General features: G+C 39.1%; 12 protein-coding genes and 8 tRNA genes. 19 read left to right on the top strand and 1 reads right to left on the bottom strand.

Going from position 1 to position 11,288, the window contains the following annotated elements:
- Window positions 1–53: 53 nt before the first annotated feature.
- The 15 genes from RU93_RS06220 to RU93_RS06150 all read left to right on the top strand — a co-directional run bounded on the left by RU93_RS06220 (window position 54) and on the right by RU93_RS06150 (window position 7,577).
- Window positions 54–126 (top strand) — tRNA-Val (locus RU93_RS06220).
- Between the two features lie 4 nt (window positions 127–130).
- Window positions 131–203: transfer RNA gene (locus tag RU93_RS06215), tRNA-Lys, on the top strand.
- A 19-nt stretch (window positions 204–222) separates the two neighbouring features.
- Window positions 223–304, top strand: a tRNA-Leu gene (locus RU93_RS06210).
- Window positions 305–314: 10 nt separating this feature from the next.
- A tRNA-Thr gene (locus RU93_RS06205) sits at window positions 315–387 on the top strand.
- Between the two features lie 16 nt (window positions 388–403).
- Window positions 404–475, top strand: a tRNA-Gly gene (locus RU93_RS06200).
- Window positions 476–490: 15 nt separating this feature from the next.
- Window positions 491–576: transfer RNA gene (locus RU93_RS06195), tRNA-Leu, on the top strand.
- Between the two features lie 9 nt (window positions 577–585).
- Window positions 586–659 (top strand) — tRNA-Arg (locus tag RU93_RS06190).
- A 13-nt stretch (window positions 660–672) separates the two neighbouring features.
- Window positions 673–746, top strand: a tRNA-Pro gene (locus tag RU93_RS06185).
- A gap of 151 nt (window positions 747–897) precedes the next feature.
- The gene (gene rsgA / locus RU93_RS06180) at window positions 898–1,779 is read left to right on the top strand and encodes a ribosome small subunit-dependent GTPase A (protein ID WP_071874741.1); all 882 of its coding nucleotides are present in this window, start codon (window positions 898–900) and stop codon (window positions 1,777–1,779) included.
- A 14-nt stretch (window positions 1,780–1,793) separates the two neighbouring features.
- Window positions 1,794–2,447 carry a ribulose-phosphate 3-epimerase gene (gene rpe / locus RU93_RS06175; RefSeq protein WP_071874740.1) on the top strand — a complete coding sequence of 218 codons (654 nt, stop codon included), beginning with the start codon at window positions 1,794–1,796 and terminating at the stop codon, window positions 2,445–2,447.
- Window positions 2,444–3,082 carry a thiamine diphosphokinase gene (locus RU93_RS06170; RefSeq protein WP_071874739.1) on the top strand — a complete coding sequence of 213 codons (639 nt, stop codon included), beginning with the start codon at window positions 2,444–2,446 and terminating at the stop codon, window positions 3,080–3,082. Before rpe ends, RU93_RS06170 begins: the two co-directional genes overlap by 4 nt.
- Window positions 3,083–3,208: 126 nt before the next feature.
- Window positions 3,209–4,066, top strand: coding sequence for a rod shape-determining protein MreC (gene mreC / locus RU93_RS06165; RefSeq protein WP_071874738.1), 858 nt, complete (start codon window positions 3,209–3,211; stop codon window positions 4,064–4,066).
- A gap of 2 nt (window positions 4,067–4,068) precedes the next feature.
- Window positions 4,069–4,575 carry a rod shape-determining protein MreD gene (gene mreD, locus RU93_RS06160; RefSeq protein ID WP_071874737.1) on the top strand — a complete coding sequence of 169 codons (507 nt, stop codon included), beginning with the start codon at window positions 4,069–4,071 and terminating at the stop codon, window positions 4,573–4,575.
- Window positions 4,576–4,665: 90 nt separating this feature from the next.
- Window positions 4,666–6,051 (top strand): sialidase family protein, encoded by a 1,386-nt coding sequence (locus RU93_RS06155; protein ID WP_071874736.1) that lies wholly within the window; start codon window positions 4,666–4,668, stop codon window positions 6,049–6,051.
- Window positions 6,052–6,230: 179 nt separating this feature from the next.
- Complete coding sequence (locus RU93_RS06150) at window positions 6,231–7,577, top strand: C40 family peptidase (RefSeq protein WP_071874735.1); 1,347 nt, start codon at window positions 6,231–6,233, stop codon at window positions 7,575–7,577.
- A 47-nt stretch (window positions 7,578–7,624) separates the two neighbouring features.
- On the opposite strand, the gene RU93_RS06145 is transcribed toward RU93_RS06150, so the two are convergent.
- Window positions 7,625–8,290, bottom strand: coding sequence for a prepilin peptidase (locus RU93_RS06145; RefSeq protein ID WP_071874734.1), 666 nt, complete (start codon window positions 8,288–8,290; stop codon window positions 7,625–7,627).
- A gap of 115 nt (window positions 8,291–8,405) precedes the next feature.
- Between RU93_RS06145 and RU93_RS06140 the strand changes: the two genes are divergently transcribed.
- The 4 genes from RU93_RS06140 to rpsI all read left to right on the top strand — a co-directional run bounded on the left by RU93_RS06140 (window position 8,406) and on the right by rpsI (window position 10,732).
- Entirely contained in the window at window positions 8,406–9,125 is a 720-nt protein-coding gene (locus RU93_RS06140) for a DUF5105 domain-containing protein (RefSeq protein ID WP_071874733.1), read from the top strand.
- A gap of 86 nt (window positions 9,126–9,211) precedes the next feature.
- Window positions 9,212–9,700 (top strand): Dps family protein, encoded by a 489-nt coding sequence (locus RU93_RS06135; RefSeq protein WP_071874732.1) that lies wholly within the window; start codon window positions 9,212–9,214, stop codon window positions 9,698–9,700.
- A 195-nt stretch (window positions 9,701–9,895) separates the two neighbouring features.
- Entirely contained in the window at window positions 9,896–10,324 is a 429-nt protein-coding gene (rplM, locus tag RU93_RS06130; protein ID WP_342741497.1) for a 50S ribosomal protein L13, read from the top strand.
- A gap of 15 nt (window positions 10,325–10,339) precedes the next feature.
- On the top strand, window positions 10,340–10,732 hold the full coding sequence (gene rpsI / locus RU93_RS06125; protein ID WP_071874730.1) for a 30S ribosomal protein S9: 393 nt from the start codon (window positions 10,340–10,342) through the stop codon (window positions 10,730–10,732).
- Window positions 10,733–11,288: the final 556 nt, after the last annotated feature.

The following is an 11,288-nucleotide window of genomic DNA, read 5'->3' as shown; positions in this document are numbered from 1 at the left end:
TGAGAGCAGGACGTCGCCACGCGAATTTGATATATAATTCACTCATTCATTATGGGGGTTTAGCTCAGCTGGGAGAGCATCTGCCTTACAAGCAGAGGGTCAGCGGTTCGATCCCGTTAACCCCCATCATGAGTCGTTAGCTCAGTTGGTAGAGCATCTGACTTTTAATCAGAGGGTCACAGGTTCAAGCCCTGTACGACTCATTTTAATCAATTTTCAAACGCGGGTGTGGCGGAATTGGCAGACGCACTAGACTTAGGATCTAGCGCCGCAAGGCGTGGGGGTTCAAATCCCTTCACCCGCATGAGAAATACGCCGGCTTAGCTCAGTTGGTAGAGCATCTGATTTGTAATCAGAGGGTCGAGGGTTCAAATCCTTTAGCCGGCATTTTAGTAAAATATTTGCGGAAATAGCTCAGTGGTAGAGCACCACCTTGCCAAGGTGGGGGTCGCGGGTTCGAACCCCGTTTTCCGCTTTAGCCAATTCTTATGCCGGGGTGGCGGAACTGGCAGACGCACAGGACTTAAAATCCTGCGATGAGTGATCATCGTGCCGGTTCGATTCCGGCCCTCGGCATTTTTTTTTGCACCCATAGCTCAATTGGATAGAGTACTTGACTACGAATCAAGCGGTTAGAGGTTCGACTCCTCTTGGGTGCATTAAGCTGTTTTACGGGAAGTAGCTCAGCTTGGTAGAGCACTTGGTTTGGGACCAAGGGGTCGCAGGTTCGAATCCTGTCTTCCCGATACTGATCAAAGTGTAAAGCATGACTAATTATTAGTTATGCTTTTTTTGTTGTCTTCGAGTTTTAGTGATGTTAGCGACTCGAATGGCATATTTATTTGCTGATTAAATGTGATACAATAGTAGAGACAAAGAGAAAGGGGAGGCGTATACTTGGAAGGAAAAATTACAAAAGCGCTAAGTGGCTTTTATTATATTGAAAGTGAAGGCATCACGTATCAAACACGAGCGAGGGGAAATTTTCGTAAACGTAAGATCACGCCATTGGTGGGGGATAACGTTGTCTTTGAAAGTAGTAATTTGACGGACGGGTATTTGTTAGAAGTTTTTCCTCGAAAAAATCAACTAGTACGTCCGGCTGTTTCGAATGTCGATCAAGGAGTCGTCGTTAGCAGCTTAGTAGAGCCTAATTTTTCTTATAATTTATTGGATCGTTTTTTAGTGTCATTAGAATTCGAAGATATAAATCCTCTTATTTATCTAACGAAAGTCGATTTATTAGAAGATGATTCATTAGTGAATGAAGTGAAAAAAGTCTATGAAGAAATTGGCTATCCCGTAATTGTTGCTACAGAAGATGAGACGTCGTTAAAACAAATTGAAGCGACTTTTTCTCAGAAATTGACAGTATTCATGGGGCAATCTGGTGCGGGTAAATCAACTTTATTAAATCGAATTGTACCCGATTTAGCGTTAGAAACAGGTGAAATTTCAAGTGCGTTAGGTCGTGGGAAGCATACGACGCGACACGTTGAATTGTTGCCGATTGCCGGAGGATTGGTTGCGGATACGCCTGGTTTTGGCTCCATTGATTTTCTAACGGTCGAAGCGAGAGAATTGCCGCGTTTATTCCCAGAGTTTGTTAAAGTAGCTAGCCAATGTCGCTTTAGAGAGTGCTCACATATCAATGAGCCCAACTGTGCCGTGAAAGAAGCAGTAACGGAGGGAACCATTGCGCAAACACGCTATGAGAATTATACTCAATTTTTAAATGAAGTTGAAAATAGAAAACCAATGTATCGTAAAAAGAAATAGGAGATGAGAAGACAATGAAAATAGCCCCGTCGATTTTAAGTGCAGATTTTGCAAATTTACAAAGAGATGTCGCATTTGTTGAAAAACATGGAGCTGACTATATTCATATGGATGTAATGGATGGTCAGTTTGTTCCGAATATTACCTTTGGAGCTAATGTTGTAAAAGCATTACGTCCTCATACGAAATTACCTTTAGACGTTCATTTAATGATTGCTCAACCAGAACGTTATATTAATGATTTTGTGGAAGCTGGCGCTGATATTATTGGTGTCCATGTTGAAGCCGATTCTCATATTCACCGAACGATTCAGTTAATCAAAGAAAAAAATGTCAAAGCAGAAGTTGTGATTAATCCTGGGACACCGGTTTGTGCGATTAAACATATATTGGGTATGGTTGATCAAGTACTGGTGATGACGGTCAATCCTGGTTTTGGTGGTCAACAGTTTATCGAAGAGTGCCTCATTAAAATTAAAGAGCTAGCGGATTTGAGAGCGGAAAATGGCTATCATTATGATATTCAAGTAGATGGTGGAATTGTCCCAGAAACTGCCAAGCGTTGCAAAGAAGCAGGAGCTAATGTTTTTGTGGCAGGTAGTTATATCTATGACGCTGAAGATCCCGCGAAACAAATTGCATGCTTAAAAGAGGCGCTAAGAGGATGAAAGTTTTACTAGTAGCTGGAGGGTCTACTGCTAGTTGGCCCGCGCTTACGAGTGAATATGACGTGTATATCGGCATTGACCGGGGAAGTCTCTATTTACTCGAAGCAGGCTATCGCGTAGACTTAGCAATTGGGGATTTTGATTCGTTATCTCCTGTTGAAAAAGAGTCTGTCTTTGAGCATGCTATTAAGATCATCACAGCTCCTGCTGAAAAAGATGAGACTGATACACAGCTCGCGCTCTCCTATGCGTTGACACACTATCAAGCGGCAACATTTGAAATGATTGGAATGACAGGTGGTCGTCTCGATCACTTTTTAGCCAACTTATGGATGGTTCTCGAACCACGTTTCAAACCGTATAGTGCGCAAATTATGCTGAGAGATCGGCAAAATACGGTAAGCTATCTGTTGCCTGGCGAATATAAAATCGAGCAGATACCCGAAATGAAATACCTGGGCTATTGTTGCCTAACACCTGTTGAGAATTTAACCTTGCGATACAGTAAGTATACGCTTAATCAAGTGACGATTCCTCATCCGATGTCACTCGCAAGTAATGAGTTTATTGAAAAAACAGCCTATATTTCTTTTGATGAAGGAATCATAGCTGTGATTCAATCAAAAGATGAATAAAAAGTCGGGACTGGCCTTTTTGAAAAAAGTGTTCAAAAAAGCTTAAGAGTCTCGTCTTTTCTTTTGTTTCCTATCATTTAGTGGTACAATTTACCCTATCAGTCTGTATAATATGAGGTGCACTTTGTGAAAAAATTTAACCCAAATAAAAATATAATTATTACGTTGATTCTTGTGATTATTATTGTGACGACGTTGAGTGTTACGATTGCAAGACGAGCAGTTGCGGATAAACCATTCTTTGCGCAATCGCTCATTACGGATACGATTTCAATCATCGATCGAACGATTACAGCTCCTTTTCGTTGGATTAGTAGTGGTGCTAGTGCGGTAGAAAATCTTTTCGTGACGTATGAAGAAAATGAACGCTTGAAAGAGAAAATTGATCAATATGATGAATTGTTGCAACAAAACAAAAATCATGAGCGAGAAATTGCGACGTTAACAGAAGAATTGAATTTGCAAGCCACGCTTACTGATTTTGAAAAAATTACAAGCAATGTCATCTCTCGTTCACCTGATACATGGCAAGATATCATGGTCATCGATCGTGGAAAGAATGATGGCGTAGAAGCGAACATGCCGGTTGTTTCGAATGCAGGATTAATCGGACGTATTATTGAAGTAAATAAGGCCTCTTCTAAAGTGGAATTATTAACGTCAAGTAACCAAAATAGTAATCAATTTCCCGTCCGGATTTCAACTAAAGAGGGGGAAGCATTTGGTATTTTGAAAGGCTATGACGCGGATAAAGAGGTCCTTGTGATTGAGCAAATCACTGGAGTAAAAGAAATCGAAGCAGGCGCTGTCGTTCAAACATCAGGATTGGGTGGCGGCTCACCAGCAGATTTACCGATTGGTACAACGTTAAAAGAAAGTACGGATCGTTTTGGTTTAACGCGACAAGTGTACGTCAAACCTTATGCCCAAATGTCTGACTTGCTCGTCGTGACGGTGATTAAGCGCGGAGTAGGTGATGAATAAAAATGATTAGGAGAAACCTCTATTATTTCACTCCTGTTTTATTTTTTTTCTTGATGTTAATTGACGCGCATCTGACGCAAGTATTCATCGCGACGAGTCAGAATCATTACATTTGGCGTGCGCATCTCGTTTTGATTGCTATGTTAATTGCTGTAAAGCAATTGCCTAAACATTATATGATTACCGTTGCTTTGATCATTGGCAGTCTCTTTGACTTATATTACCTAGGGATTTTAGGTATTTATGCGGTAGTATTTCCAGTGACAATCTGGTTGATGTACCTGATATATGGCATCTTATTTGAAAATGATTTTAATCTTTTTTTTGGTATGATTATATTTGTCACTTTCTTTGAACTATTCATTGTTGGACTGCAATTAATGTTCAATTTAATTCGAATCGATTTGATTTATTTTGTGACACAATTGTTAGCACCGACGTTACTTTTAAATATAGGTCTCTATTTATTGAGTATTTATCCTCTCAAAAAAATATTCTGGAAAAAATAAAAAAACTGTCTCAATCGTTGTCCTTTTTTGGTACACTGATTGAGACAGTTTTTTTATCATCGTTAAGCGAATAAAGGAGACAGCATACTTATGAATGAAAGCGTTTTAAAAGAAGAAATATTATTTAAACCCGGAGATCATCAATCAAGTGCTTTTCGGATTCCAGCATTGCTTTATACAAAAAAGAAAACATTAATTGCAGCGGCAGATGCTCGAATGACCAATCAAAGAGATAATCCAAACGAAATAAAAAATGTGATTCGAAGGAGTTTTGATCAAGGTGAGACATGGGAGCCGATTCAAACAACCATTGAATTTTTGGGTGATAAAGGGGTCAATGGTCCGGCAGCAATTGATTGTTCTTTAGTCCAAGATCAACTGAATGAACGCATTTGGTTACTTTATTCTCATAGCCCAGGAGGAATAGGTGCTTTTAATAGTTGGATAGGGACAGGCTATGATCAACAAGATCGGAAAATCGTGTATAATCGTCATTATTATCCTTACGTCATAGCAAATGACGGACGAGTATACACGAAAGATGACGAAACATTAACCGACTATCGTGTAGATACAGAGGGCTACGTCTTTAAAGGTGAACGTCGCTTAGGAACAATCTATGAAAAATTCAATGAGTTAAAGGAAGAACAACTTTATGAAGCACCGACAAGCTATTTACAACTCATTTTTAGCGATGATGAAGGTCATAGTTGGTCGAATCCAATTGAGTTAAATAACCAAGTGAAAGAAGAATGGATGAGTTTTATTGGAACGGGTCCTAGTAGAGGGATTCAACTGGAACACGGTCGGTATCCAGGACGGTTGCTTTTTCCAATTTATTTTATGAATAAAAGTGGTTTTTTCTCTTGTAGCGTTATTTATAGCGATGATCATGGACAGACTTGGCAACGTGGAGCATCACCTAATGATGGACGTCCTGTTTCTTTAAGTGATATTTCTGCGGAAAGTTTGGGAGAAGCATTAAAAAAATATGAATTAACAGAATCACAGGTGATTGAACAACTGGATGGATCGCTCAGACTGTATATGCGAAATCATTATGGAAAAGGGTGTGTAGCAAAGGCGATTAGTCTAGATGGCGGCGTCAGTTGGGGTGAAATTACCTTTGAAGAAACCTTAATCAATCCGGTATGCCAATTTAGTGTCCTCCCGTATCGATTAGATAATCAACAAGGACTGTTGTTTTTAGGCCCTCGTTCAACCCACAAGAGAGAAAATGGTGTCTTACTTTTTAGTCTGGATAATGGACTCACATGGTCAGGGGAACAGTTAATAGAGCAAGGCTCCTTCATCTATTCTGCCATGACTGTTCTAGAACACGGTACGATTGGTCTATTATATGAGAAACAATGGTCGTCTGACGGTCTGATTCGATTGATTTTCAAAAAAATTGATTTGAAAGAAATACGAAACGAATCCGGTGAAACACCACTTTTTGAGTCTTTACAACCTTGAAATGAAGAAAATAAGAACAGTTGTGATAAAAAAGCGAGATTGAAACATATTTGTAACATTTGTTTTATCATCCTGTCATACACCTGTGTTACAATCAGCTTGTCGTTAATATTAATTAAGAAATTTTAAAACAAATTAAAAATAGTTTAAATACAGTCAATCAATCGGAGGAATATCACTTGAAGAAACGAATTTTATCATCATTACTCGCCTGTTCTTTATTGTTTACCGTAGTAGCAGCACCTGCGATTGCTTTTGCAGATGACTTTGATACGCAAATTGAACAAAAAAATAAAGAAATTACTGAATTACAAAGTAAACAAGCAGCTTTACAATCGCAAATTAGTGGTTTAGAAGCAGAAGTTGCAGGCATCAACGCCAAAGCACAAGAACTTTTTGCGAAAAAAGAAACATTAACAAAAGAAACAGAGCAATTACAACAAGAAATTGCTGATTTAGAAGTCCGTATTGAACGTCGTGAAGAAGCGATTCGTAATCAAGCGCGTGACGTCCAAGTAAATGGGAGCCAAACAACTTTAATTGAAGCGGTCATTAATGCTGACTCAATTACAGATGCGATTGGTCGTGTTCAAGCGATGTCAACGATCGTGAATGCTAATAATGATTTAGTGACACAACAAAAAGAAGATAAACAAGCAGTAGAAGATAAAAAGATTGAAAATGAAACCAAATTAGGTGAAATTCAAGAAACGCAAGTCACGCTAGAAGCACAAAAAGGTGAACTAGAACGTAGTCAAGCAGACTTAGCAGTCGCTAAAGCAGATTATGCTTTACAACAAGCGTCAAAAGAAAGTGAAAAAGAAGCAATCAAAGAACGTAAAGCAGCAGCAGAAGCAGAACAAGCTCGAATTGCTGAAGAAGCACGTTTAGCGGCTCAAGCACAACGCCAAGCAGCGCAAGAAGCTCAAGCACAAGAAGAAGCACAAGCCGCAACAAATAATACAACAAATCAAACAACGAATAACCAAACAAATAATTCACAAACAAGTACCAATAATAATTCAAGTAACAACCAGACGTCATCAAGCAGTAATAACACGTCATCGTCTAATACGCCATCATCAAGTACAACGGAGGAGTCAAATACGAGCGTCGAAACACCAGCTCCAGCTCCAGTTGCTCCAACGCCTACACCAGCTCCAGCACCTTCAGGGAATGGTTCTTCGGTGATTGCAGAAGCGTATAAATATTTAGGCGTACCTTATGTATGGGGTGGAAAAACACCAAGTGGTTTTGACTGTTCAGGCTTTACAAGCTATGTTTTCCGTAACGCAACTGGCCGTGAAATCGGTGGTTGGACTGTTCCTCAAGAAAGTGCTGGCACAAAAATTTCTGTTGCCGAAGCACAACCAGGCGATTTGTATTTCTGGGGTTCTGCAGGTAGTACTTACCATGTAGCCATTGCTTTAGGTGGCGGACAATACATCCATGCACCATCTCCAGGTCAAAGCGTAAGCGTTAGTTCTGTTGGTTCATGGGGACCAAGTTTCGCAGTACGTATGTAATGAAATAAAAGCTGACGAGTTCATTTCGTCAGCTTTTTTCGTGTGTACTAAGTAAGAAGATACCAAAGACCGAGGCTTAGAAACGGAACAAAAGGGAGATAGCCGAGCTGTTTTTTTTTCACTAAGAAATAGAGGCAAAAAAAGACCAGAGCCAAACAACTGGCAATTGCTAAAAGTAAAAATAATTCATATAACGATAGCCAAGGTCCCCAAATGAGTAATAAGAGGACATCTCCCAGCCCGAGATAAGATTGAAAGAAGAAAGTCACGATGAATAAGCAAAAGAGCACGAAGACACCAGTATACCAGTAAAAAGGAGACTGAAAATAGAAATGAAGGAGCCATAGCAAAACCCCGAATGGATATAAGAGTTTGGGTTCGACAATAAAGTAGAAGAGATCGGTCATTGACAGTAAAAAAGCCATTGTTAGCCAACAGAGAAGTAGACACTTTAACATCAGTGTTTCTTGTTGCAGTGAGAAAACAAAGACACAACCGTAAATAAGTGCACTCAATCCATGAACAAAATAACCATTTTTTTGACAAGAAACATCACGATAGCAAAGAGGAATCAATGAAAAAAAGGATGCTTGCGTAGGATGAGAAGTGCGATCGTCAGAGCAAGAAGGACGGGCTTCTTGGTTTAGTGGTAGATAGCGCGCAATTACCGTGAGCACGGAACCGATACAACAGCCAATATAAAAAAGTTTCATTCTATTCTCCTTTTTCTATATTCTTTTAAGAAGATACGCAAAAAAGGGTGAATACTAGACAAATTGCTTCGCTTTATTGAATAATAAGGAGTGATCAAACAATGGAGGGAAAGAAATGAAAAAAACAGGAACCGTGATAGGTGCTTTATTATTCATGCTCTTATTTATAAGCGGTTGTACAAAGGCAATTCCCGCGGAGGAAGCGGCAAATATCTTGATTGATACGATGATTTATGATCAACAAACGGAAGCTTTCCAAACAAATTTTGCGAATAGTGAAGAATTAACGGAAATTTTCGTCGAACAACGGACACTGTTTGAAGAGAATTTTACCCAAGGGATATTACAGACAGGTGAAGCAGTGGACGAGCAGCTCGCGATGGAGATTTCCGAAATGTTGATGCAACAAATGCGCGAAACGACGAGTTACCAAATCAAAAACATTACAGAAACCAAGCCGATATATCATGTAACGTATGAGATACAAGGATTCAATTTACTACAATTATTTAAAGAATCGATTACGGAGCTGTTAGTCCGTATTCAAAACGACAATGAGTTGGTTAAAGATGAGAAAACGTTAATTGCGACAACCGTGGCCATTATGCAAGAAAAGATTCCGACAATCGAGGCAAATGACACGAGTACAGAAGTAACGTTACAGTTAAAAGTCAATCGAGGGAAATGGGAAATCGTTAACGGTCAAGACGAATCCCTAGCCAGCTTGTATCTTGCTTTCTTCTCAGGCATGCGGTCTCAAGAAGAATTAACGAACGCGATGACGGAAGCATTGAATGAGATAGAGGTACCATCGATGGGAGAACCGACAAATTGAGAAAGTTTCTCAAATAATCATTATTATTGTACATTTTCGTTGTTTCGTACTATGCTAGATATACAAGAAAGTGAGGAGATGTTAAGATGAAATACGAACAAACGAAAGAAATATTAAATCAACTAGTGGCGGATTTAAGTCAGTTTTCAGTTGTGATTCATCAAACCCACTGGTATATGCGCGGTCCAGAATTCCTAACGTTACATCCTTTGATGGACGAATTCATGGATGAAATCAATGCGCAATTAGATGTAATCTCAGAGCGTTTAATTACCTTAGATGGTGCACCTTATTCCACCTTACAAGAGTTTATTGATCATACTGGTATTAAAGACGAAGTTGGAACATATGAACGTACGATTCCAGAACGCATGGCAACACTTGTTTCTGGTTACCGCTATTTAGCTGATTTGTACAAAAAAGGCATCGAAGTAGCTGGCGAAGAAGGCGACGACAGCACGCAAGATATCTTTACGAGCTTCAATACAGATATCGAGAAAAAAATCTGGATGCTTCAAGCAAAATTAGGCTTTGCCCCAGAAATTGCCCCCGCTTATTCTGAAATGACAAGATAACATTCGCGATATCCCTCAATTTTTTTGAGGGATATTTTTATTTCTTTTTTTCAATAGAAAATGATTGACATTCGCGTGAAATCTAGGTATCATATTAAATGGTATTGTTTGCCCCATTAAGAGCCCCGGAAACTCAAATGCATGTCAAACATTCGAAATTGAAATTGGAGGAAAAATACAGTGCGTACAACATATATGGCCAAAACTGGCGAAGTAGAACGTAAATGGTATGTAGTTGATGCAACAGATGTTCCTATGGGTCGTCTTTCATCAGTCGTAGCATCAATTCTACGTGGAAAAAATAAACCAACATTCACTCCCCATGTGGATACAGGTGATTTTGTAATTGTCATTAATGCAGATAAAGTTAAATTAACAGGTAATAAAGCAAGTGGAAAAATTTACTACCGTCACTCAGGATACATCGGCGGAATTAAATCAATCTCAGCTGGAGAATTACGTGAGAAAAACTCTCGTCGTCTAATCGAAACTTCTGTTAAAGGTATGTTACCTAAAAATACTTTAGGTCGTGCTCAAGGCATGAAATTACACGTTTATGCTGAAGGAACACACCCACATGCAGCACAACAACCAGAAGTATTGGATCTTACAAACTTAATTTAATAGGAGGGAATTTCATTGGCACAAGCTCAATATATCGGCACAGGCCGTCGTAAAAACGCAGTTGCTCGCGTACGTTTAGTACCAGGAACTGGTAAAATTACTATTAACAAAAAAGACATTGAAACATATATCCCACATGCTGACCTACGTGAAGTTATCAACCAACCTTTTGGCGTAACTGAAACAAAAGGCGCATATGACGTATTAGTGAACGTTAACGGTGGAGGCTACGCAGGACAATCAGGTGCAATCCGTCATGGTATCGCACGTGCATTATTAACTGTAGATCCTGATTTCCGTCCAGCTTTAAAACAAGCAGGTCTATTAACTCGTGACGCTCGTATGGTGGAACGTAAAAAACCAGGTCTTAAGAAAGCTCGTAAAGCTTCACAATTCTCAAAACGTTAATTGCGATTATCGTTCAAACAAAAAACCATTTCTTTTTGGAATGGTTTTTTTGTTTGTTACGAGACTCGTACTGGGCGAAGCAAGGCTGAGCGCAGTTTCCTTTTTTTGTGTCGTTGCGAATTTATTCGCTTACGAATACAGTATGGGACGGAGATTTCCTTTGAAATCGAGTACTATTCCATTAAGACGTTTCAAGGCACTTTCCAAATTTTGGAAGGTGTCTTTTTTTATAAAATCTCTTTTGCATAGCGTTTACATTTCGATTGAATTTTTCGTTTAAATATAATATAAGATTACGATACATTTAAAATGAAAGGATTGAATTAATTTGAAGAAAGTATCGAGCAATATTATTTTAGGAGTGATGTCTTTGATCATTGGATTTCAGTTTCTTCGGTTTGATAATGGATATATCTTGGAAACGGCTTCTTATGAAATTGTGCCGGGACATCTATTAATTGCTTTAGGCGGGGTTATTTTGATTTACTATACAATCCCCATTATTCACGGTGTATTCATAGATAAAAAACAGAAGTAGAGGTTATAGGTAGATGAT

This window comes from Enterococcus aquimarinus, from assembly GCF_001885765.1.
Taxonomy (GTDB): Bacteria; Bacillota; Bacilli; order Lactobacillales; family Enterococcaceae; genus Enterococcus_I; species Enterococcus_I aquimarinus.
This window is presented reverse-complemented; position numbering and strand designations above follow the sequence as displayed.